The organism is Pseudomonas oryzihabitans NBRC 102199 (genome assembly GCF_000730625.1).
Taxonomy (GTDB): Bacteria; Pseudomonadota; Gammaproteobacteria; order Pseudomonadales; family Pseudomonadaceae; genus Chryseomonas; species Chryseomonas oryzihabitans.
On record NZ_BBIT01000013.1, the window covers coordinates 231,022 to 254,470 of the forward strand.

Here is a 23,449-nt window from a genome sequence, read left to right on the forward strand (position 1 = left end):
CGCGGGAACTCTGAGGTATGAGCGCCGGTCATGCGGTGGCGCCATCGGTCTCATGTCAGGACCGGAAACAGCCCCTGGTGCTCCAGCCGTTCGCGCAGCAGATCCGGCGGCAGCGGACGGTCGAAGAGGAAGCCCTGCACCTCGTCGCAGCCATGCAGGCGCAGGAATTCCAGTTGCGCCGGTTCCTCGACGCCCTCGGCGATCACCGAGAGATTGAGGCTGTGGGCCATGGCGATGATGGCCCGGGCGATCTGCGCATCCTGCTCGCCGTGGGGCAGGCCGTCGACGAAGCTGCGGTCGATCTTGAGGATGTCGATGGGGAACTGCTTGAGGTAGTTGAGCGAGGAATAGCCGGTGCCGAAGTCGTCCACCGCGATGCACAGGCCCAGGCTCTTGAGTTCGCCGAGCAGTTGCAGGGCCTCGCCGACGTCGCGCATCAGGATGCTCTCGGTCAGTTCCAGCTCCAGGCAGGCCGGCGCCAGGCCGGTCTCGGCAAGGATCGCGGCGATGCGCTGGCCGAGCTGGCCGTCGCTGAATTGCCGCGCGGAGAGATTCACCGAGACCTTGGGAATGCGCACCCTGGCCGCGTGCCACTCGCGCATCTGCCGGCAGGCCTCGCGAATCACCCAGTCCCCGACCTGGACCACCAGGCCGATCTCTTCGAGCACCGGGATGAATTCCGCCGGCGAGACGTGGCCGCGCACCGGATGCTCCCAGCGCAGCAGGGCCTCGACCCCGGTCAGGCGCCGGTTGTCGCAGCGGTACTGCGGCTGGTAGTGCAGGCGGAATTCACCCTGCAGCAGGGCGTGCCGCAGATCGGCTTCCAGTTCCAGGCGTTCCAGGGCGCGGGCGTTCATCTCGGCCTGGTAGAACTGGAAGTTGTTCTTGCCCATCTCCTTGGCGTGGTACATGGCGGTGTCGGCGTTCTTCATCAGCTGGCTGAGCTCATGGCCGTCCTGCGGCGAGAGGGCGATGCCGATGCTGGCGGAGACGAAGAATTCGCGGCCTTCGAGCACGAAGGCCTCGGACAGCTGGGTGAGGATCTGCTCGCCGACGCGGATCGCCTGGGCCAGGGCCACCTCGCGGGTTTCCAGGCCCGACAGCAGCAGGGTGAATTCGTCGCCGCCCATGCGCGCCACGCTGTCCTCGGTGCCCACGCAGGCGGTCAGGCGCATGGCCACCTCCTTGAGCAGGCGGTCACCGGCGGCGTGGCCGAGGCTGTCGTTGATCGGCTTGAAGCGGTCGAGGTCGAGGAACATCAGCACCACCCAGCTGCCGTTGTGGCGACTCTGCTGCAGGGCGTTGTGCAGGCGGTCCTGGAACAGGGTGCGGTTGGGCAGCAGGGTCAGGGCGTCGTAGTAGGCGAGGCGATGGATGCGTCTTTCGCTGGCCTTGCGCTCGCTGATGTCGACGAAGAAGCAGACATAGCTCATCAGGTCGCCGTCGTCGTCGCGGATGGCGGTGATGCCGACCCAGGAGGGGTAGGGCTCGTTGTCCTGGCGTCGCTGCCAGAGTTCGCCTTCCCAGCTCTCCTGGGTGCGCAGCTGCTGCATCACGTGCTGCAGCTGGTTGGCTTCCTGCTTGTCCGCGCAGAGCATCATCGGCTGCTGGTCGAACACCTCTTCGGGGCTGAAGCCGGTGATGCGGGTGAAGGTGCGGTTGACCCGCACGATGTAGCCGGCCGGGTCGGTGACCAGGATGGCGCCGGCGGAGTGGTCGAAGACCGTGGCCGCCATGCGCATGTCCTTTTCCGTGCGGCGCTGGGCGGAGATGTCGCGGCAGATGCCGAGCAGGCCGGCGAAGCGCTCGTGGTCGTCCCACAGCGGTTTGAGCCGCAGCTCGATCTGCAGGGTGTGACCCTGGGCGTGCAGGCAATCCAGCAGCAGGGGCGCGAAGTGTTCCCGGCGCAGCTCGGCCAGGGCGCGCGGATCGTCGAGGCTGCGCAACAGCCGCTGCAGGGTGCGGCGGAATTCCTGCAGCTGGCGCGAATGCACCACCAGCTCGGCCAGGGTGCGCTGTTGCAGCTCGGCGACGGGATAGCCGAGCAATTCCTCGACCGAGGGGCTGAGGTAGTTGAGCACCAGCTGGGCGTCGGTGGTGAAGATGACGTCGCTGATGCTTTCCGCCAGCTGCCGGTAGCGATTCTCGCTCTCGCGCAGGCGCTCGCTGGCGCGCACCATGTCGGTGACGTCCAGGGCCAGCCCCACCACGCTCGCCGCGCTGCCGTCCGCCGCACTGGCGAGGCGTTGCTCGCGCACGTCGAACCAGCGCCAGCCGCCGTTGCGGTGCTGCCAGCGCAGGAGGCTGCTGCTGGGCTGGTCGGACAGCGTCGGCCGCATGCTGACCACCCGCTCGTGCAGCTCGACGTCGTCCGGGTGCAGGCGCGCGCGACCCAGGCTGGCGAAGGCCTCCGGCGGATAGCCGAGCTTGAGCGCCAGCGAATGACTCTCGTAGGTCAGCTCGCCACTGGCCACGTCGTAGGTGTAGAGGGTGTCGGGGATGGCGCTGATCAGATTCGACCAGAAGCTGTCGCGCTCGAGCAGGCGCAATTCGCCGAGCTTGCGCTGGGTGATGTCGGTGAGGCTGAGCAGGGTGGCATCGAGGTGTTGGGGATCGGCCGGCAGGTGCATGGTCAGCCAGAGATGGCGCTCGCCCTCGGCGGTGTCGATGCAGGTCTCGAGTTCCAGCACCTGCTGGCCGGAGAGCAGACCGGCCAGCAGGCGGTAGCGCTTGCCGCCGAGCTGCACGCGGGAGTCACCCACCAGCCGCGCCCAGGCCTGGTCCAGGTGGCCGATGCCGAGCATTTCCAGGGCGCGCTGGTTGATCTCGGTGATGCGCACCTGACGGCCCAGGGCATCCAGGGCCTCGGGCTGGCGGGCGAACAGCTCCGCCAGTTGCTCGGGACGTTCCAGGCCCAGGGCGTGCATGTGGGGATGAACGGCGCTCAGATCGACCACGCAGATGCCGGTGTGCACCCCGTTGAAGATGCTTTCGTAGCGCTGCCGGGTGGTCTGGATGGTCTCCAGGTTGCGCTGCTGCTCGGTGACGTCGCGCAGTACCCAGACGAAGCCGTCCTGGGTCTGGGTGCGATCGCGCAAGACGCGGGCGCTGGGCTGGCTGGCCGCCAGGGCATGGCAGCTGACCGCGAAGCGCCGCGGCTGGCCTTCCACCACCAGGGTGACCAGGGCACCGCCGTCACGTTCGGCGGGCGTCAGGGCCACCACCTCGGGCAACAGACTGGCGAGGAAGAACTGCTGGGCGTCATCGGCGGCGATGCCCAGCAGGCGGGCGGCGGTGGCGTTGACATGGACCAGGCGACCGTCGGCCTGGGTCATGCAGACGGCTTCCTCGATGCCGTTGAGGGCGATGCCGGCCAGGCGCAGGCCGCGTCGCGAGGCGAGGGTCAGGGCGCGCAGGCCACGTTCTTCGCGCAGCAGCAGGTAGAGCAGGATGACCGCCACCAGGCCGGACAGGCCGAACAGCGCCAGGCGGCCGAAGGAGGCCCCTAGCAGGGTGGTGCCCATGTCTTCGGCGGGATGGCTGCCCACCACCTGCCAGTTGCTGTAGGCCAGCTCCTGGCGTACTTCATCGCGGCTGTCCGCCGCCGGGGTCGCCCCGCCGCGGAACAGCAGGGTGCCCTGGGCGCGATCTTCCAGGCGCCAGTCGAGGCCGGACGGGACCCGGGTCGGCCGCCACAGGGGTTCGAGCAGGGGGGCGCTGGTCAGCACCCACCAGCCCCGCTGCTCCTCGCGGTCGCCGGCCAGCAGCACATAGAGGGGCGCCGCCGCGGCCTCGGCATTGTAGCCGTAGCGGAAGTCGGCCTGGCCGGCGCGCGCGATCAGTTGCTGGATGAAGGCGGCGTCCGGCGTATCGCCCAGGCGGGCGGCGCGCAGAGTGGCGTTGGCCGGCAGCCAGCGCACCTGTTGCAGCCCGGGAAAGAAGTCCTGGAGGCCGAGCAGCAGGTTGGGAGCCAGCGGCAGGGTAGGGTCCAGCGACCAGCGCAGGGTGCTACGCACCGCCTGGGCCTTGAGCGCCAGGCCGAATTCGACGGTGTTGGCCAGTTGCTGGGTCAGGCTGTCCAGCTGTTCGCGCCGCAGGGCCTCGCGCTCGGCCACGCTGGCGAAGGCCTGCCAGAACATCAGGGCCAGCATGGCCACCAGCGAAAGGACGAGCAGGCCGCGGGTGAGGCGTCGCGAGGCGGGGGCGAGCGGCGCTTCCGGCAGCGAGGAGGGCGGGCTGTTCACGACGGACTGCGTTCCTGCAGAGGCGATGGCCGTTCGGCTGCGCCCGATTCCGCGGGGCAGGGATGGCCTATGATAAGGGACCGGACGGTGTCTCCGCCGGTTTTTTCCGCGTGATCAGCGCCGGCGCTTTCGTCGCGCGGGGTTTCGACAGCGTTCGCTGCTGACGCCATACTGTGTCCCCTGTTTTTCATTCCGGTCCCAAGGTCCCACCATGGCTCAATACGTCTACACCATGCATCGGGTCGGCAAGGTCGTGCCGCCCAAGCGTGAAATCCTCAAGAACATCTCCCTGTCGTTCTTTCCCGGCGCCAAGATCGGCGTGCTCGGTCTGAACGGTGCGGGTAAATCGACGCTGCTGCGCATCATGGCCGGCGTCGATACCGAGATCGAAGGTGAAGCGCGTCCGATGCCCGGTATCAATGTGGGTTATCTGCCGCAGGAACCGAAACTTGATCCCGAGCAGACGGTTCGTGAGGTGGTCGAGGAAGCGGTCGGTCAGATCAAGCAGGCCCAGGCCCGCCTGGATGAGGTCTATGCCGCCTACGCCGAGCCGGATGCCGACTTCGACGCCCTGGCCGCCGAGCAGGCCAAGCTGGAAGCCATCCTCCAGGCCGCCGACGGTCACAACCTGGACCGCCAGCTGGAAGTCGCCGCCGACGCCCTGCGCCTGCCGGCCTGGGACGCCAAGGTCGGGGTGCTTTCCGGTGGCGAGAAGCGCCGCGTGGCCCTGTGCCGCCTGCTGCTGTCGGCCCCCGACATGCTGCTGCTGGACGAACCCACCAACCACTTGGACGCCGACTCGGTGGCCTGGCTGGAGCACTTCCTCCACGACTTCCCCGGTACCGTGGTGGCCATCACCCACGACCGCTACTTCCTCGACAACGTCGCCGGCTGGATCCTGGAACTGGACCGTGGCCAGGGCATCCCCTTCGAGGGCAACTACTCCGGCTGGCTGGAATCCAAGGCCGCGCGCCTGACCCAGGAAGCCAAGCAGGAAGCCGCCCATGCCAAGGCCATGAAGGCCGAACTGGAATGGGTGCGCTCCGGTGCCAAGGCCCGCCAGTCCAAGTCCAAGGCCCGCCTGCAGCGCTTCGAGGAAATGCAGTCCCAGGAATTCCAGAAGCGCAGCGAGACCAACGAGATCTACATCCCCGCCGGCCAGCGCCTGGGCGACAAGGTCATCGAGTTCAAGAACGTCAGCAAGGGCTACGGCGATCGCCTGCTGATCGACGACCTGAGCTTCGTGGTGCCCAAGGGCGCCATCGTCGGTGTCATCGGCGGCAACGGCGCGGGCAAGTCGACCCTGTTCCGCATGATCATGGGCAAGGAGCAGCCGGATTCGGGCAGCATCGAGATCGGCGACACCGTGCAACTGGCCAGCGTCGACCAGAGCCGCGAGAACCTGTCCGACACCAAGACCGTCTGGGAGCAGGTCTCCGATGGCTCCGACGTGATCAAGATCGGCAACTACGAGGTGCCCTCGCGCAGCTATGTGGGTCGCTTCAACTTCAAGGGCGCCGACCAGCAGAAGTTCGTCAAGGATCTCTCCGGCGGTGAGCGCGGTCGTCTGCACCTGGCGCTGACCCTCAAGCAGGGCGGCAACGTGCTGCTGCTGGACGAACCCTCCAACGACCTGGACGTGGAAACCCTGCGCGCCCTGGAAGACGCGCTGCTGGACTTCCCCGGCGCGGCCATCGTGATCTCCCACGATCGCTGGTTCCTCGACCGCATCGCCACCCACATCCTCTCCTACGAGGATGACTCCAACGTGGTGTTCTTCGAAGGCAACTACACCGAGTACGAAGCCGATCGCAAGAAGCGCCTGGGCGAGGCCGCGGCCCAGCCCAAGCGGGTGAAGTACAAGAAGCTGGCCTAAGCGCCAGAACCAACGCCGGCGGGGCTACCTGCCGGCGTTTTCTTTTGTGCCCTCTGCAGCCGCCAGCGTCCTGCGGCTGCGGAGGGATTGCCAGCCCCGAGGAAGAAAGCCCGATGCCATCCAGCCGTTCCCGCCTGTTGCTTTCCCTGCTCACCGCGGCCCTGGCCACCCCGGCCCTGGCCGATGAGGTCCAGGTCGCCGTGGCCGCCAATTTCAGCGCGCCGCTCAAGGCCATCGGCGAGCGCTTCGCCCAGGACACCGGCCATCAGCTGGTGATTTCCAGCGGCGCCACCGGCCAGCTCTATGGCCAGATCAGGAATGGCGCGCCCTTCGCGGTCTTTCTCTCCGCTGACGACAGCACCCCGGCCAAGCTGGAAAGCGAGGGCGCGGCGGTCAAGGGCTCGCGCTTCACCTATGCCATCGGCACCCTGGCGCTCTGGTCGCCCAAGCCCGGCTATGTGGACGGCGACGGCGCGGTGCTCAAGCAGAACGCCTTCAGCCACCTGGCCGTGGCCAATCCCAAGACCGCGCCCTATGGCCTGGCCGCCAGCCAGGTGTTGGCCAAACTGGGCCTGACCGAGGCGGTCGCGGCCAAGCGGGTCGAAGGCCAGAACATTACCCAGACCTACCAGTTCGTCGCCACCGGCAATGCCGAGCTGGGCTTCGTCGCCCTGTCGCAGATCTACGGGGACGGCAAGATCAAGGAAGGCTCGGCCTGGATCGTGCCGGCCGAGCTCTATGAGCCGATCCGCCAGGACGCCGTATTGCTGGACAAGGGCCAGGACCAGCCGGCGGCCAAGGCGCTGCTGGCCTATCTCAAGGGCCCCCAGGCGGCCGCGGTGCTCAAGGCCTACGGCTACCGGCAGTGACCCCATGAGCCTGAGCGCGGCGGACTGGGCGGCGATCCGCCTGACCCTGGAACTGGCCAGCGTGACCACCCTGCTGCTCCTGGTGCTGGGTACGCCCCTCGCCTGGTGGCTGGCGCGCACCCGCTCCCGGCTCAAGGGACCGGTCGGCGCCCTGGTGGCCCTGCCGCTGGTGCTGCCGCCCACGGTGATCGGCTTCTACCTGCTGCTGGCCATGGGGCCGGAGGGCTGGGTAGGGCAATTGACCGAGGCGCTGGGGCTGGGGCGGTTGCCCTTCACCTTCGCCGGGCTGGTGGTGGGTTCGCTGTGCTATTCGCTGCCCTTCGTGGTGCAGCCGCTGCAGAACGCCTTCGAGGCCATCGGTCCGCGCCCGCTGGAAGCGGCGGCGACCCTCAGAGCCGGTCCCCTGGATACCTTCTTCCACGTGGTGCTGCCGCTGGCGCGGCCGGGCTTCGTCACCGCCGCCATCCTCGGCTTTGCCCATACCGTGGGCGAATTCGGCGTGGTACTGATGATCGGCGGCAACATTCCCGGGCGCACCCAGGTGGTCTCCACCCAGATCTTCAATCATGTGGAAGCCATGGAGTATCCCCAGGCGCACCTGCTGGCCGGGGGCATGCTGGCCTTCTCCTTCGTGATCCTGCTGCTGCTCTATGGGCGCCGTGGGCGGTCGGCCTGGACATGAGTCTCGCTGCGCGCTTCGAATTGCGGCATGCCGACTTCGTGCTGGACGTGGACCTCGCCCTGCCCGGCAGGGGCGTCACCGCGCTGTTCGGTCCCTCGGGTTCGGGCAAGACCAGTTGCCTGAGGTGCGTGGCCGGACTCGAGCCCGCCGCCCGTGGCCGCCTGGTGGTGGCGGAAGAGACCTGGCAGGACAGCGACCGCGGCCTGTTCCTGCCGCCGCACCGACGCGCCCTGGGCTACGTCTTCCAGGACGCCAATCTGTTCGAGCACCTGGACGTGCGCCGCAACCTGCTGTTCGGCTGGAGGCGGGTGGCGCCCGCCGCGCGCCGGCTGGAACTGGAGCAGGTCGTCGAGTTGCTGGGCATCGAAGGACTGCTCGCGCGGATGCCGGCGCGCCTGTCCGGCGGCGAACGCCAGCGGGTCGGCATCGCCCGAGCGCTGCTGACCAGTCCGCGGCTGCTGCTGATGGACGAACCCCTGGCGGCGCTGGACGCCGAGCGCAAGGCCGAGATCCTGCCCTACCTGGAACGCCTGACCCGGGAGCTGGCGCTGCCGATCCTCTATGTCAGCCATGCCCCCGATGAGGTGGCGCGGCTGGCCGATCACCTGGTGCTGCTGGAGCGGGGGCGGGTGCTGGCCAGTGGGCCGACCACCGAGGTACTGGCGCGCCTCGACCTGCCCATCGCCCTGGCCGACGACGCCGGGGTGGTGCTGGAAGGGCGGGTGCTCGGCCATGACCCGGACTACGGGCTGCTCAGCCTGGGCCTGTCGGGCGAGCAGCGCGTGCTGCTGGCCCATGCCCCGCTGCCGCCCGGGCAGGCGCTGCGCATCAAGGTGCTGGCGCGGGATGTCAGCCTCAGCCTGGAACGCCAGCACAGCAGCATCCTCAATGTGCTGCCGGCCACCGTCGCCGAGATCGCCCCGACCCGTTCGCCGGCCCAGGTGCTCTTGCGCCTGGACCTGGGCGGCACGGCGCTGCTGGCGCGGATCACCCGCTATTCGCTGGAGCGGCTGGCGTTGCAGCCGGGGAGTCGAGTGTGGGCGCAGCTCAAGTCGGTGGCGGTGCTAGCCTGAACCTGGGGTTGGCCCGAGCCGCTCCAGCAGAAAGTCCACCAGCGCCCTGACCGCCGCCGGCAACTGGCGATCCGGCGGATAGAGCAGCCAGGCGGTGCCCTGGTAGGGGCCGAGGTATTGCCAGTCGGATAGCACCCGCCGCAGGCGGCCGTCGGCCAGACCGGCTTCGGCGGCGAAGGCCGGCAGGCAGGCGATGCCCAGGTCGGCGAGGGTGGCTTCCAGGCGCACGCCGCTGTGGTTGCAGGCCAGGCGGCCCCGCACCGTCACGCTTTCCACCCGGTCGCCGCGGCGCAGTTGCCAGCGCTGGTCGCCCGGGGTTTCGCCCAGGTAGAGACAATCGTGCTCGGCCAGCGCCTGGGGCTGCTGCGGCGTGCCGCGGCGCCCGAGATAGGCCGGGCTGGCGCAGAGCACGAAGTCCATCTCGCGCAATGGCCGGGCGACGAAGCCGGCGGGTGGCTGCTCGGTGATGCGCACCAGCAGATCCTGATCGTCGGCGATGGGGTCCAGCGGACGATCGTCCAGGCGCAGTTGCAGATCCACCTCGGGATAGCGCTGGAAGAAGTCCGGCAACAGCGGAGATATCAGCCGGTAGCCGACCGCCTTGGGAACGGCAAGGCGCACCTGGCCGCGGGGCTCCTCGCGATGCTGCAGACCGCTGTCCAGCGCCGCGCCGGCGGCGGTCAGCAGCTGGCGGCAGTGGCCGAGCACCTCGCGGCCGGCCTCGCTCAGGCGCAGCTGACGGGTGGTGCGTTGCAGCAGGCGTACGCCCAGCTCCCGTTCCAGGCGGGCGACCTGGCGGCTGATCGCCGAGGGGGTGGCGTCCAGCAGCCGGGCGGCGGCGGTGAAGCTGCCGGTCTCCACCACCTTGGCGAAGGCGACCAGGCAGGGCAGCAGGGGGAGGGCGCGCACGAGATCCATGCCAAGTCCGTGGGAAGCAATGAGGTCGAAAAGATTGGCATTGCTTCCCTGGCGGAACAAGAGCTGTGCACGCGAACAGGCTTATCGCGCGTACCGCGGGACGGGCACACTGGCGGCCTGATCCAGGGAGAAGCCGTCATGTCGCCACGCCCCACCTTCGGCCTCGCCGAAGGCCTGTTGCTCGCCACCGCCCTGGTCTGGGGAACCAGCTACGCCGTGGTCAAGGACGCCGTGGTGCTCTATCCGGTGCTCGGCTATCTGGCGCTGCGCTTCTGTCTCACCGCAGCGCTGCTGCTACCCACCCTGAGGGGCGAGGGCCGGCGGGCCTGGCGACCCGGGGTGCCGACCGGTCTGCTGCTATTGGCGATCTTTCTCGCCGAGACCTATGGCGTGGCCCTGACCAGCGCCAGCAACGCCGCCTTTCTCATCAGCCTGTGCGTGGCCCTGACGCCCTTCGCCGAATGGTGGCTGCTCGGTCAGCGCCCCGAGGCCCGTGCCCTGGGCGCCGCGGCCCTGGCGGTGGCGGGCGCCGGGTTGCTGACCCGTGGGGTGACCCTGAGCTTCAACCTGGGTGATGGCCTGATCCTGCTGGCGGCGCTGTTGCGCGCGGTCAATGTCTGCGTCGTGCGCCGGCGTCTGCAGCGGGCCAGTGCCCCGGTGCCGGCCCTGGCGCTGACCGCGGTGCAGACCGGAGTGGTCGGCCTGGCCTGCCTGCTGCTGTTCGCCCTCGGCCCGGGCCTGGCGCCGCTGCCCGTACAGCCAGGCTTCTGGCTGGCCACCGGCTACCTGGTGCTGTTCTGCACCCTGGGCGCCTTTCTCGCCCAGAACTTTGCGCTGGGCCGCACTAGCGCCACCCGCGTCGCCCTGCTGATGGGCGCCGAGCCGCTGTTCGGCGCACTGTTCGCCAGCGTCTGGCTGGACGAGCGCCTGGGCCTCTGGGGCTGGCTGGGCGGCCTGCTGATCGTCGTCGCCTCGCTGTGGGGGACCTTGCCGCGGCGGGCGCCGGACTATTCGGAACCAGCTATTCGAACACGATCCGCGGGAAGTAGAAGCTGACTACCCAGTTGGGTACGTCGACGATCTCGCTGATGCGCAGGTCGCCACACACCGAGCAGAGCAGATAGGCCTGTTCCGCCCGCAGGTTGCGGGTCTGCCCGAGCCAGTCGATGGCGCCGCTGACAGCCATGCGCGCCGCGGCCAGCAGGTCCGGTCCGACGCCGATGAAGACCTCGTAGCCGGCGCCGTCCAGGTGGCGGGTGACCGGCCCCGGGGTGCTGAAGCGCGGCATGGCCAGGGGTTGCCCCTTGATCAGCTCGAAGGTGGCGGTGACCGCCATGGCGGTCTCGATGGCGGTGCCGCAGACCTCGCCATCGCCCTGGGCGGCATGGGTGTCGCCAATGGAAAACAGCGCCCCGGCGACCTCCACCGGCAGGTAGAGGCTGGTGCCGGCTGCCAGGTCGCGGATATCCAGATTGCCGCCCACCCGTCGCGGTGGCACCACCGAGTGCAGACCCGGCGCCGCGGGCGCCACCCCCAGGGTGCCGGCGAAGGGCTTGAGCGGGACCCGCGCCAGCTCGCCGAAGGCGGCCGGCGTCTGACCGCTGCGGTCGTACTGCCAGAGTTGCAGCACCGGGTCCGGAAACTGGTCGGCGAGCAGGCCGAAGCCGGGGATGTTAGCGGTCCAGCCAAAGCCGCTGGGGGTGAAACTGTCCAGCGTCACCTTGAGCACGTCGCCCGGCTCGGCACCCTCGATCCACAGCGGACCGCAGACCGGATTGACCCGCTCGAAGGGCAGGGTGGCGATGTCGGCGGCGCTGGAGTGGCCGTGGAAGTGGCCGTCTGCCGCGTCGCGGCAGGCAAAGCTGACCGTTTCGCCCGGCGCGACCTCCAGCGCCGGGGGGAGGCTGTGGTCCCAGCCGCAATGGCAGTGCTGGCTGTGCAGGGTCTTGATCATCTGAAGCCTCCGCGGCGGGTCTGTGCCTAATGGACGGCGTCGTTGGCCTTGAATTCCGTGGTCCGGCCGCTGAGCCTGAGGAAGGCCAGCACGGCCAGGCCCAGCACCATCCAGCAGCTGCCACCGACCTTGGCGTAGACGTCGGCGTTGAACAGTACATAGGCGAGGATGATGAAGCCGATCAGCGGGACCAGCGCATGGAGCAGCGGGCGACCGGCGCCGCGGTGGTGCCAGGCCACTGCCACATGCAGGAGCAGGAAGGCGGTCAGCGCACCGAAGTTGCACATGGAGGCGAGCAGATTGATCTGGCCGACAAAGAACAGCCCCAGTACCAGGCTCAGGGCCGCCACCAGCAGGATGGCGCGTTGGGGCACGCGCGTGACCGGATGGATCTGGCGCAGGAACTGCGGCAGCTGGCGATCCCGGGCCATGGCGAACAGCAGGCGCGAGGTGGCAGCCTGGGCCACCAGGGCGTTGGCGATGGCGGCGCCGATGGCCACCGCCAAGGCGATCACCACCTGCAGCCAGGGACCGGCAATCAGCCGACCGATCTCGTAGAAGGCGTTGTTGGAGGCGTCGGCGTCAGGGTACTGGATCAGATTGGGTTGCAGCAGGGCGGCCAGCCAGGTCTGCACCATGAACAGCGCCGCCACCAGGGTCAGGGCCAGCAGGGTGGCGCGACCCACCACGCGGCTGCCGCCGCGGGTTTCCTCGGAAAGGGTGGAGATGGCGTCGAAGCCGAGAAAGGACAGCACCGCCACCGACAGGGCGCTGAAGATCAGCGGCAGGGAGAATTCCTGAGGGTTGTACAGCGGCTTCAGGCTCCACTCGGCGCCGTTCACGCCGCGGCTGATGGCCAGCGACGCCAGCACCACGAACACCAGCAGCACCGCCAGCTGACCGTAGAGGAACAGCCGGTTGGCGCGGGCGGTGGTCTCGATGCCGCGCAGGTTGACCAGGGTGTTGAGGCCGACGAAGAAGAGGATCCACAGCGGCTGGGGAAGCGCCGGGATGACGTTGGCCATGGCGTTGGCGCCGATCACATAGAGCAGGGTGGGCACCAGCAGGTAGTCGAGCAGGATGGCCCAGCCGGCGAGAAAGCCCAGGGCCGGGTGCAGGCCGCGGCCGACATAGGCATAGACCGAACCGGCCACCGGGAAGGCGCGCGACATCTGCTGGTAGCTGACCGCGGTGAACAGCATGGCGACGAAGCCGATCAGGTAGGTGAGGGGCACCATGCCATGGCTGGCATCGAACACCCCGCCAAAGATGGAAAAGGGCGCGATGGGCACCATGAACACCAGGCCGTAGATCAGCAGGTCCTTCAACCCGAGCTGGCGCCTGAGTTCCTGGGTGTAGCCGAAGCGGGCGAGGTCGGCGGCGTCGCCGGACGGAGCGTGCTGAGTCATGGGGGCTTCCTCGAAGGGGCGGGGTAGGCTCGACTCTAGGCCAGGGTGGGCCCTGGCCCCATCCACAAAAGTGCTAGGTTTGCAGCAGTGCTGTCGCGACTGGCAGAACCTTTGCTTCGCGTTCCCCATCGCGACCCAGGGGAGGAGCTCCAAGATGCATGCCGATCTGCTCACCGTCAGCAGCCGCCTCGCCGGACTGCCCACGCTCGACGCCTGTCTGGATGCCGTCCAGGCCAGTGCCGACCACCTGGGGTGCAAGGCGCTGATCTACGACTATGCCCCGGTGCCCCTCAGTCACGAGGGCGTGCTCATCACCCCCTCGGTATCCAAGGTGCGCAACTCCCCGGCGGACATGCAGGCCTTCTGGTGCGAGCGCGGCTACTACCAGATCGACCCGGTGCAGCAGTGCGCCAGTCGGCGCGCGGCGCCCTTCGTCTGGTCGTTTCGCAGCGAAACCCGCAGCGCCCTGCGCGAGTACCTGGGTGACAGTCATCGGCCGGTCACCTGCTATGTGCGTGACAGCGGCCTGGCCACCGGGGTGACGGTGCCGCTGCACCTGCCGGGCGGTGCCTTCGCCACCCTGACCGGCATCCTCGATGCCGATGCGCGGGACGCCGAGGCCGCCGGCGAAGCCTGCCTGGGCGCCTTCCTGGTGCTGGCCCATGCCTTCCAGGCCCGGGCCGACGAACTGCTCGCGCCGGCCGAACGCCGCTGCGGCCAGGTCCGCCTGACGCCACGCGAGCGCGAATGCCTGCAGTACTCGGCCAAGGGCCTGACCGCCAAGCGCATCGCCGCGACCCTCAACCGCTCCACCGCCACGGTCAACCTGCACCTCAACTCCGCCGCCCGCAAACTGGGCGCGCGCAACCGGGTCGAGGCGGTGGTGCGGGGCTTGCACTATCGCCTGGTCGAGGTCTGAGCGACTTGGCCGGATCCGTGGGGTGATCGACCTTGTGACACCCGCGCTGCGGCCCGACACTGGGGCCTCATCTGCCTAGGAGTGTCCCATGAGCGCCGCCCGTCCTCCCGTCCCGCCCTTCACCCTCGAATCCGCCCGGCAAAAGGTCCGCGCCGCCGAAGACGGCTGGAACAGCCGCGATCCGGCCAAGGTGGCCCTGGCCTATACCGCCGACAGCCGCTGGCGCAATCGCAGCGATTTTCTCCAGGGTCGCGCCGCCATCGAGGCCTTTCTCACCCGCAAGTGGCAGCGCGAGCACGAGTACCGGCTGATCAAGGAACTCTGGGCCCATGACGGCGCGCGTATCGCCGTGCGCTTCGCCTACGAATGGCGGGACGAAGACGGCCAGTGGTACCGCGCCTACGGCAACGAGAACTGGCACTTCGACGACCAGGGCCTGATGGCCGAGCGCCACGCCAGCATCAACGACCTGCCGATCACCGAAGCCGAGCGGCTGTTTCATTGGCCCCAGGGGCGGCGTCCGGATGACCATCCCGGCCTGAGCGACCTGGGTCTCTAACCTGAGGCAGGTGGCTACCCCGGGCGCGCCGGGTCCTGTACAAGGACCTCTGGCCGCCTGGACCCCAAGACGATGCACTACCGCAACCTGCTCCGCCGCCTCGACCTGGTCTCGCTGCAGCTGCTGCTGGCGGTGCACGAGGAGGGCACCCTGACCCGCGCCGCCGAGCGCGAGATGATCGCCCTGTCCGCCGCCAGCAAGCGACTGCACGACCTGGAGCGCTCGCTCGACATCGAACTCTTCGAGCGCAACGCCAAGGGCACCACCCTCACCCCGGTCGGCGAGACGCTGCTGCATTACGCCAAGCGCATCCTCGCCGACGTCGAGCGCATCAGCATCGATGTCGGCGAACACCTGCAGGGCGTGCGCGGCTACGTGCGAATGATGGCCAACATCTCCGCCATCATCGAATTCCTCCCCGAGGACCTGCAGGCCTTCACCGTCGGCCATCCCCAGGTCAAGGTCAGCCTGGACGAACGACCCAGCGCCGGGGTGGTGAAGGGGGTGCTGGAAGGCGCCGCCGACCTGGGCATCTGTTCCTCGGACACCGACACCCGCGGCCTGCTGGCCGTGCCCTACCGGCAGGACACCCTAGTGGTGGTGATGCGTCCGGATCATCGCCTGGCCGCACGCCCGCGGCTGGCCTTCGCCGAGACCCTGGACGACGACCACGTCGGCCTGCACGCCGACAGCTTCATCAACCTGCGCACCAAGGCGGCCGCACGCAGTCACGGCAAGGCCCTGCGCCTGCGCATCCATGTGCCCGGCTTCGATGCCGTGTGCCGCATGGTGCAGGCGGGCTTCGGCCTGGGCGTGCTGCCGCTGCAGGCCTTCGAGCTCATCGGGCGACCGCTCGGACTGATCGCGGCGGCGCTGGATGACGACTGGTCCCAGCGCAGCCTGGCGCTGGTGGTGCGCGACGTCGAGTCGCTGTCGCCGGTCAGCCGGCTGCTCTACGACCACCTGCTGGACGTGTGAATCGGGTCTTCGCGATCTGCGAAGACCCCTTGCCGAAAGACGTTAACCACCGACTGCACTATTGTCCTAGCATCGGCCTCATTCCAATAACAAAGAGAGGCTAGCCCGCCATGACGGCTCTCACCGGACTCCGTGTCATCGAGATCGGCACGCTCATTGCCGCCCCCTTCGCCGCTCGGCTGATGGCCGAATTCGGCGCCGAGGTGATCAAGATCGAAGCCCTGGACAAGGGCGATCCCCTGCGCAAGTGGCGCAAGCTGCACGAGGGCACCTCGCTGTGGTGGTACCTGCAGTCGCGCAACAAGAAGTCCCTCGCCCTGAATCTGCGTTCCGCCGAAGGCGTGGCCCTGGTCAAGCAGCTGGTCGAGGGCGCCGACGTGCTCATCGAGAACCTGCGCCCGGGCGCCCTGGAAAAGCTCGGCCTCGGCTGGGACGTCCTGCACGCCCTCAATCCCAAGCTCACCCTGGTGCGCATCTCCGGCTACGGCCAGACCGGCCCCTATCGTGATAGACCCGGCTTCGGTGCCATCGGCGAGGCCATGGGCGGCATCCGCTACACCACCGGTACCCCGGGCGTGCCGCCGGCGCGGGTCGGGGTCAGCCTCGGCGATTCCCTGGCCTCCATGCACGCGGTGATCGGCGCCCTGATGTCGGTGCTGCGGGTCAAGACCGGCCAGGGCGACGGCCAGGTGGTCGATGTCTCCCTGGTCGAGAGCGTGTTCAACGTCATGGAAAGCCTGGTGCCCGAATACTCCATGCTCGGCCATGTGCGCGAGCGCACCGGCGGGGCATTGCCGGGTATCGCGCCGTCCAACACCTATCCCACCGGCGATGGCGGTTTCGTGGTGATCGCCGGCAACAGCGATCCCATCTATGTCCGGCTGATGCAGGCCATCGGCCGTCCCGATCTGGCCGAGCGCCCGGACCTTGCGCAGAACGATGGGCGTGCCCGCCACTGCGAGCTGATCGACGAGGCCATCGCCGCCTGGACCGGCAGTCGCGGCATCGACGAGGTGCTGGAGATCCTCGAAGGCGCCGAGGTCCCGGCCGGCCGCATCTATTCGGCCGCCGACATCGTCGCCGATCCCCATTACCAGGCGCGGGAGATGCTGCTGGACACCACGCTGCCCGACGGCGCGACCCTGAAGATGCCGGGCATCGTGCCCAAGCTGTCGGCCACTCCGGGCCAGGTCAACTGGCAGGGTCCGACCCTCGGTCAGCACACCGACGGCCTGCTGGCCGAACTGGGGCTGAGCGAAGCGGACATCCAGCGACTCAGGCAGGGCGGGGTGGTGCAATGAGTACCGAACGCCTGATCGTCCAGGAAGTCGCCCCCCGCGATGGCTTGCAGATCGAGCCGAGCTGGGTGGAAACCACCGACAAGATCGCTCTGATCGACGAGCTTTCGGCGCTGGGTTTCTCGCGGATCGAAGCCGGTTCCTTCGTCTCGCCCAAGGCGGTACCCATGCTGCGCGACGGCGAGGCGGTGTTCCAGGGCATCGCCCGCCGGCCCGGGGTGACCTACGTCGCCCTGGTGCCCAATCTCAAGGGCGCCCAGCGTGCCCTGGCGGCCGGCGCCGACGAGCTGAACCTGGTGCTCTCCGCCAGCCAGACCCACAACCGCGCCAACATGCGCATGAGTTGCGAGCAGTCCCTCGCCAGCTTCGCCGAGGTGGTGCAGCTGGCCAAGGGGCAGGCGGTCTCGCTCAACGGCACGGTGGCTACCACCTTCGGCTGCCCCTTCGAGGGGCGCATCGACGAAGGCTGGGTGTTCGAGCTGGTGCAGCGCTATCTGGCGCTGGGCATGACCGGCATCACCCTCGCCGACACCACCGGCATGGCCAATCCGCGGCAGGTCGCGCGGATCGTCCGCCAGGTGCTGGAACTGATCCCGGCGTCCGCCCTGACCCTGCATTTCCACAACACCCGCGGCCTCGGCCTGTGCAACGTGCTGGCGGCTTATGAAGCCGGCGCGCGCCGCTTCGACGCCGCCCTCGGCGGACTCGGCGGCTGCCCCTTCGCGCCCGGTGCGTCCGGCAACATCTGCACCGAGGACCTGGTGAATCTCTGCGTGGAAACCGGAGTGGAGACCGGAATCGACCTGGAGCGGCTGATCGCGCTGTCGCGCACCCTGCCGGCGCTGCTCGGCCACGACACCCCCGGTCAGCTGGCCAAGGCCGGTCGCAACTGCGATCTGCATCCGCCGCCCGCCGCCACTGGCTGAGCCGCCCCCGTTTTCATTCGTTCGCCCTGACTACAACAACAAAGGAGCGCCAGCCTGGCCGCTCCCGGGAGACCGCTATGTCCTCATCCGCAACCTCCTCCGCCCTGGCGGCCACCGAACAGGCCATCGTCCGCAAGGTCGCCTGGCGGCTCATGCCGCTGATCATGGTCTGCTACCTGTTCGCCTTCTTCGACCGCATCAACATCAGCTTCGCCAAGTTCCAGCTGCAGGCGGACCTGTCGCTGAGCAACACCGCCTATGGCCTGGGCGCGGGACTCTTCGTGGTGGGCTATGTGCTGTTCGAGGTACCCAGCAACATGATGCTGTACAAGGTCGGCGCCCGGCGCTGGATCGCCCGCATCATGATCTCCTGGGGCATCGCCACGGCGCTGATGATGTTCGTCACCGCCGAATGGCAGTTCTATGTGCTGCGCTTCCTGATCGGCGCCATGGAAGCCGGCTTCGCGCCGGGCATCCTCTACTACCTGACGCTGTGGTTTCCGCAGAGCTATCGCGGCCGCATCACCTCGACGCTGTTTCTCGCCTCGGCCTTTGCCGGACTGATCGGCGCCCCGGTCTCGGGGGTGATCCTCGGGCAGATGGACGGCCTGCTCGGCATGCGCGGCTGGCACTGGCTGTTCCTGGTCGGTGGCATCCCCTGCGTGCTGCTCGGCGTGCTGGTGTTGCGCCTGCTGCATGACCGCATCGCCGATGCGCCCTGGCTCAACGCCGACGAGAAGACCTTCCTGGCCAGCCGCATCGCCCGCCATGAAAACAACAGCCACGGCTCGCTGCTGGCGGCGATCCGGCTGCCGGGCTTCCTGCTGCTCGCGGTGATCTACTTCCTGATCCAGGTCGCCTCCTATGGCCTCAACTTCTGGGCGCCGCAGCTGATCCGCAGCGCCGGTACCGAGAGCCCCACGCTCATCGGCCTGCTGACCGCCGTGCCCTACGTCTTCGGCGCCATCACCATGGTGGTGGTGGGACGGCTGTCGGACGCCAGCGGCGAGCGGCGCAAGTTCGTCTGCGGCCTGGTGATCGCCGGCGCCCTGGGGTTCTTCAGCGCAGGACTCTTCGCCGACCACACCCTCTTCCTGATCCTGTCCCTGGCCCTGATGGGCGCCGGCATCATCGCCGCCATCCCGACCTTCTGGTCGCTGCCGCCGAAACTGCTGGCCGGCGCCGGCGCAGGCGCCGCGGGGGGCATCGCCCTGATCAACACCCTGGGGCAGGTCGGCGGTATCGTCAGTCCGGTGATGGTGGGCTACATCAAGGACCTGACCGGCAGCACCACCCCGGCGCTCTATCTCATCGGCTGCACCAGCCTGCTGGCCGCCGGCCTGATGTTCTGGGCGCTGCCGCAGAGCCTGCGGACCTCGGACAAGCTCGGCGCCCGCAAGCCCGAGCCCGCGCCGGTCGAGGACGCCACGCTGCTGGGCGACAAGCGCCCCCACAACGCCTGAGGCTAACGGTCCGGCGCGCGCCAGCGCCGGACCAGCCGCAGCACCAGCACGAAGAACACCGGCACGAAGACCAGCGCCAGGGTGGCGCTGAGCATGCCGCCGATCACCCCGGTGCCCACCGCCTGCTGGCTCGCCGAGCTGGCCCCGGTGGCCAGGGCCAGGGGCACCACGCCGAGGATGAAGGCCAGCGAGGTCATGACGATGGGTCGCAGGCGCAGGCGGGCGGCGCGGCAGGTGGCCTGGTGCAGGTCCATGCCTTCGTCGTGCAGGCGCTTGGCGAATTCGATCAGCAGGATGGCGTTCTTCGCCGTGAGGCCGATCACCGTGATCAGGCCGACCTTGAAGAACACGTCGTTGGGCATCCCCCTCAGGGTCACCGCCAGCACCGCGCCGAGTACCCCCAGGGGCACCACCAGCAGCACCGCGGTGGGAATCGACCAACTCTCGTAGAGCGCCGCCAGGCAGAGGAACACCACCAGCAGCGACAGGCCCAGCAGCAGGGGCGCCTGGCCGGCGGAGAGACGTTCCTGCAGCGACAGCGCCGTCCACTCCAGGGCGAAGCCGCGCGGCAACTCGGCGGCCAGGCGCTCCAGTTCGGCCATGGCCTCGCCGGTGGTATGAGCGGGCAGCGGTTCGCCGGCCAGGCTGATGGCGGGGTAGCCGTTGTAGCGCGACAGCTGCGCCGGGCCCTGGGTCCAGTCGGCGCTGACGAAGGCGGACAGCGGCACCATGCGTCCGCGCTCGTTGCGTACCTCCAGGCGCAGCAGGTCGTCCACCTGGCTGCGGGTACCCAGGTCGGCCTGCACGATCACCTGCTGCATCCGACCGCGATTGGGAAAGTCGTTGACGTAGCTGGAGCCCAGGGCCGTGCCCAGGGTCTCGCCGAGGGCGCTGAAACTCACTCCTAGCGCGGCGGCTTGGCGGCGATCCACCACCAGCTGCACCTGGGCGCTGTCGGCCAGGGCGGTCTCCCGCACGTAGGCGATGATCGGATTGCCTGCCAGCCTGGCCTGCAGTTCATCGCGCGCCGCCTTGAGCGCCGCCTGGCCGCGATTGGACCTGTCCTGCAGACGCACCTCGAAGCCGCTGGAGGTGCCCAGGCCTTCCACCGGCGGCGGCAGCACGGCGAAGCCCTGGGCCTCGCTCTCGCCCGCCAGGGCGGTATTGGCCCGCGCGGCGATGGCCGCGGCGGAGTCGGCCGGGCCGCGGGCGGACCAGTCCTTGAGGGTAGTGAAGGCCAGGGCGGCGTTCTGGCCGCTGCCGGAAAAGCTGAAGCCGAGCAGCACGAGGTCGTTGGCCACCCCGGGTTCCGCGGCGTAATGGCGCTCCAGGCGCTCGAGCACCTTGAGGGTGCGCTCCTGGGTGGCGCCCGGCGGCAGCTGGATGTCGGTGATCAGATAGCCCTGATCCTCGGTGGGCAGAAAGGCGCCGGGCAGGCGGCCATAGAGCGCCACCAGGGCCGCCAGCAGGACGGCGAACAGCAGGAGATTGGGCAGCAGTCGGCGGATGGCGCGGGCCACCCAGCCTTCGAAACCGCCGGTCAGGCGTTCGAAGCCCCGGTTGAAGGCGCCGAAGAAGCCGCCGCGGGCATGGGCGCCCTGGGCAATCGGCTTGAGCAGGGTGGCGCACAGCGCCGGGGTCAGGCTCAGGGCGAGAAAGGCGGACAAGAGGATGGCCACCGCCATGGACGCCGAGAACTGGCGATAGATGACGCCCACCGAACCGCTCATGAAGGCCATGGGCACGAAGACCGCGGTCAGCACCAGGGTGATGCCGACGATGGCGCCGGAGATCTCGCCCATGGCCTTGCGCGTGGCGGCGCGCGGATCGAGTCCTTCCGTGGCCATGAGGCGCTCGACGTTCTCCACCACCACGATGGCGTCGTCCACCAGGATACCGATGGCCAGCACCATGCCGAACAGGGTCAGCACATTGATCGAATAGCCCAGCGCCAGGAGCACGGCGCAGGTGCCCAGCAGCGCCACCGGCACCACCAGGGTCGGGATCAGGGTGTAGCGCAGATTCTGCAGGAACAGGTACATCACCGCGAACACCAGCGCCATGGCCTCCAGCAGCGTGTGGATGACCTGGGTGATGGAGATCTCGACGAAGGGTGCCGTGTCGTAGGGGATGTCGTACTTCATCCCCGGCGGAAAGTACCGGGACAACTCGGCCAGCTTGGCGCGCACCGCCTTGGCGGTGGCCAGGGCATTGGCGGTGGGCGCCAGCTGCACCCCCACCGCCACCGAGGGCTTGCCGTCCAGCCGGGTGCCGAAGTTGTAGCTCTGGCTGCCCACCTCGACCCGGGCGACATCGCCCAGGGTCACGCTGGAGCCATCGACCCCGGCGCGCAGCAGGATGCCGGCGAATTCGGCCGGGTCGCTGAGCTGGCCCTTGATCAGCACCGGCGCGGTCAGCTCCTGACCCGCGGGGGCGGGCAATTCGCCGAGGCTGCCGGCCGCCACCTGCACGTTCTGCTCGGCGATGGCGCGGGTCACGTCGGCCGGGGTCAGGCCGACCGCCACCAGGCGACTGGGGTCGAGCCAGACGCGCAAGGCGTGCTCGGCGCCAAACAGCTGGGCCTTGCCCACCCCGTCCAGCCGGCGCAGTTCGTTGACCACGTTGCGCGCCAGGTAGTCGCTCAGGGCGGTGGTGTCGAGGCGCGCGTCGGTGGCGGTGAGGGTGACGAACAGCAGGTAGCCGGCGGAAGTCTCCTCGATCTGGATGCCCTGCTGGGTGACCGCCCGCGGCAGGCGCGGCTCCACCACCTTGAGGCGATTCTGGATGTCCACCTTGGCCAGCTCCGGATCGGTGCCGGGCTGGAAGGTCACGGTCAGGGTGGCGCTGCCCTGGCTGCTGCTGGACGAGAAGTAGAGCAGGTGATTGACGCCATTGAGTTCCTGCTCGACCAGGCTGACCACGCTCTCGTCCAGGGTCTGCGGCGAGGCGCCCGGATAGCTCAGGGTCAACTCGATCTGCGGCGGCGCTACGTTGGGATACTGGGCTACCGGCAACTGCGGCAGGGCCAGCAGGCCGGCGAGCAGGATGAACAGCGCCACCACCCAGGCGAACACCGGGCGGTCGATGAAGAAATTGGCCATCAGCGCGCCTCCGCCGGGGCGGCCTGGGGTTCCACCACCAGGCCCGGCTGCGCCTGTTGCAGGCCCGAGAGCAGTACCCGCTCACCAGCGGCCAGGCCGGATTCCACCACCCAGCGACCGTCCACCACCGGTCCCAGGCGCACCTCGCGCAGGGCGAGCCGGTCTTCGGCATCCACCACCCAGACCTGGGCCTGGCCGCCGGCGCTGCGCTGCACCGCCCGTTGCGCCACGCTCAGACCCTGGTCGAGCCGTGCCTGCTCCAGGCGCACCCGCACGAAGCTGCCCGGCAGGAGTTCGCGCCGTGGATTGGGAAACTGGCTGCGCAAGGTGATCTGGCCGGTGCTGGCGTCCACCGCCAGATCGGCGAATAGCAGGCGGCCGCTCTCCGGGTAGGGGCTGCCGTCTTCCTGCAGCAGGGTGACCCGCGCCTGGTCCGGCGCCACCTGCTGCAGTCGGCCGTCGTTGAGGGCATCGCGCAGCGCCTTGAGCTGGCGGGTCGACTGGGTGACGTCGGCATGGATGGGGTCCAGCTGCTGGATGATCGCCAGCGGCGTGGCATCGCCCTGGCCGACCAGGGCGCCTTCGCTGACCAGGGCCTTGCCGATGCGCCCGGCGATGGGCGCGGTGACCGTGGCATAGCCCAGATTCAGTCGCGCCCGCTTGAGCGCCGCCTGGGCGGCCGCCACCTCGGCCTGCGCCTGCAGACTGGCACCCTGGGCATCGTCCTGCGCCTGACGACTGATCGCCTCGCTCTCCACCAGTGCCGCATAGCGCTCGGCCAGGCGGCGGGCCTGGAAGGCGCTGGCCTCGGCCTTGCGCAGGGCGGCCGCGGCGCTGTCCACCTCGGCCTGCAGCGGCGCCGGATCGATACGGAACAGCACCGCGCCGGCCTTGACCTCGCTGCCCTCGTGAAACACCCGCTGCAGCACGATGCCGGCGACCCGCGCCCGTACCTCGGCGGTCCGCGGCGCCACCAGGCGGCCACTGAGTTCGCTGGCGATGGCCAGGGGCGAGGGGTGCAGCGTCTCCACCTGCACCCTGGGCGCGGGCGGGGTGGCGGCTTCCGGGGCCGGACGGTCGCAGGCGGCGAGCAGCAGGCAGAGCAGCGCGAGGCTGCCGAGGTCAGGGCGGGGCAGGGACATCGGGGCTTCCTCCAGGAGAGCGCCATGGTAGGCGTCCC

17 protein-coding genes are annotated in these 23,449 nt (G+C 69.0%); 11 read left to right on the forward strand and 6 right to left on the reverse strand.

Features of this window, described 5'->3' with window-relative positions:
- Positions 1–50: 50 nt before the first annotated feature.
- Positions 51–4,244, reverse strand: coding sequence for an EAL domain-containing protein (locus POR01S_RS14830; RefSeq protein ID WP_042136715.1), 4,194 nt, complete (start codon positions 4,242–4,244; stop codon positions 51–53).
- Between the two features lie 211 nt (positions 4,245–4,455).
- Between POR01S_RS14830 and ettA the strand changes: the two genes are divergently transcribed.
- From ettA to modC, 4 genes are all read left to right on the forward strand, one after another.
- Positions 4,456–6,120 (forward strand): energy-dependent translational throttle protein EttA, encoded by a 1,665-nt coding sequence (gene ettA, locus POR01S_RS14835; RefSeq protein WP_007162716.1) that lies wholly within the window; start codon positions 4,456–4,458, stop codon positions 6,118–6,120.
- A gap of 113 nt (positions 6,121–6,233) precedes the next feature.
- On the forward strand, positions 6,234–6,989 hold the full coding sequence (gene modA / locus POR01S_RS14840; RefSeq protein ID WP_042136718.1) for a molybdate ABC transporter substrate-binding protein: 756 nt from the start codon (positions 6,234–6,236) through the stop codon (positions 6,987–6,989).
- 4 nt (positions 6,990–6,993) lie between these two features.
- Entirely contained in the window at positions 6,994–7,671 is a 678-nt protein-coding gene (gene modB / locus POR01S_RS14845; RefSeq protein ID WP_042136720.1) for a molybdate ABC transporter permease subunit, read from the forward strand.
- A complete protein-coding gene (gene modC, locus POR01S_RS14850; protein ID WP_042136722.1) occupies positions 7,668–8,744 on the forward strand; it encodes a molybdenum ABC transporter ATP-binding protein in 1,077 nt (358 codons plus the stop codon). The genes modB and modC overlap by 4 nt, the downstream gene beginning before the upstream one ends.
- Here modC and POR01S_RS14855 read toward each other — a convergent pair.
- A complete protein-coding gene (locus POR01S_RS14855) occupies positions 8,736–9,662 on the reverse strand; it encodes a LysR family transcriptional regulator (RefSeq protein WP_042136723.1) in 927 nt (308 codons plus the stop codon). The genes modC and POR01S_RS14855 overlap by 9 nt on opposite strands.
- Positions 9,663–9,800: 138 nt before the next feature.
- Here POR01S_RS14855 and POR01S_RS14860 point away from each other — a divergent pair, with 138 nt between their 5' ends.
- Positions 9,801–10,718, forward strand: coding sequence for a DMT family transporter (locus tag POR01S_RS14860; protein ID WP_042136725.1), 918 nt, complete (start codon positions 9,801–9,803; stop codon positions 10,716–10,718).
- Here the strand turns inward: POR01S_RS14860 and POR01S_RS14865 are convergent.
- Both POR01S_RS14865 and POR01S_RS14870 read right to left on the reverse strand, forming a co-directional pair.
- Positions 10,684–11,616 carry an acetamidase/formamidase family protein gene (locus POR01S_RS14865; protein ID WP_042136728.1) on the reverse strand — a complete coding sequence of 311 codons (933 nt, stop codon included), beginning with the start codon at positions 11,614–11,616 and terminating at the stop codon, positions 10,684–10,686. The genes POR01S_RS14860 and POR01S_RS14865 overlap by 35 nt on opposite strands.
- A gap of 26 nt (positions 11,617–11,642) precedes the next feature.
- Positions 11,643–13,025 (reverse strand): APC family permease, encoded by a 1,383-nt coding sequence (locus tag POR01S_RS14870; RefSeq protein WP_042136730.1) that lies wholly within the window; start codon positions 13,023–13,025, stop codon positions 11,643–11,645.
- Between the two features lie 154 nt (positions 13,026–13,179).
- Between POR01S_RS14870 and POR01S_RS14875 the strand changes: the two genes are divergently transcribed.
- The 6 genes from POR01S_RS14875 to POR01S_RS14900 all read left to right on the forward strand — a co-directional run bounded on the left by POR01S_RS14875 (position 13,180) and on the right by POR01S_RS14900 (position 19,168).
- Positions 13,180–13,944: a LuxR family transcriptional regulator gene (locus POR01S_RS14875; protein WP_042136732.1), complete on the forward strand. Its 765-nt coding sequence runs from the start codon at positions 13,180–13,182 to the stop codon at positions 13,942–13,944.
- An 88-nt stretch (positions 13,945–14,032) separates the two neighbouring features.
- The gene (locus POR01S_RS14880) at positions 14,033–14,503 is read left to right on the forward strand and encodes a nuclear transport factor 2 family protein (protein ID WP_027598449.1); all 471 of its coding nucleotides are present in this window, start codon (positions 14,033–14,035) and stop codon (positions 14,501–14,503) included.
- A 72-nt stretch (positions 14,504–14,575) separates the two neighbouring features.
- Positions 14,576–15,481, forward strand: a complete 906-nt coding sequence (locus POR01S_RS14885; RefSeq protein WP_027602961.1) for a LysR family transcriptional regulator — start codon at positions 14,576–14,578, stop codon at positions 15,479–15,481.
- A 110-nt stretch (positions 15,482–15,591) separates the two neighbouring features.
- A complete protein-coding gene (locus tag POR01S_RS14890; protein WP_027598451.1) occupies positions 15,592–16,782 on the forward strand; it encodes a CaiB/BaiF CoA transferase family protein in 1,191 nt (396 codons plus the stop codon).
- Positions 16,779–17,705 (forward strand): hydroxymethylglutaryl-CoA lyase, encoded by a 927-nt coding sequence (locus tag POR01S_RS14895; RefSeq protein WP_027598452.1) that lies wholly within the window; start codon positions 16,779–16,781, stop codon positions 17,703–17,705. Before POR01S_RS14890 ends, POR01S_RS14895 begins: the two co-directional genes overlap by 4 nt.
- Positions 17,706–17,782: 77 nt before the next feature.
- Positions 17,783–19,168 carry an MFS transporter gene (locus POR01S_RS14900; protein ID WP_042136734.1) on the forward strand — a complete coding sequence of 462 codons (1,386 nt, stop codon included), beginning with the start codon at positions 17,783–17,785 and terminating at the stop codon, positions 19,166–19,168.
- Between the two features lie 2 nt (positions 19,169–19,170).
- Here POR01S_RS14900 and POR01S_RS14905 read toward each other — a convergent pair whose 3' ends face one another.
- Positions 19,171–22,269 (reverse strand): multidrug efflux RND transporter permease subunit, encoded by a 3,099-nt coding sequence (locus POR01S_RS14905; protein WP_042136736.1) that lies wholly within the window; start codon positions 22,267–22,269, stop codon positions 19,171–19,173.
- Entirely contained in the window at positions 22,269–23,411 is a 1,143-nt protein-coding gene (locus POR01S_RS14910) for an efflux RND transporter periplasmic adaptor subunit (RefSeq protein ID WP_042136738.1), read from the reverse strand. The genes POR01S_RS14905 and POR01S_RS14910 overlap by 1 nt, the downstream gene beginning before the upstream one ends.
- Between the last annotated feature and the right edge of the window lie 38 nt (positions 23,412–23,449).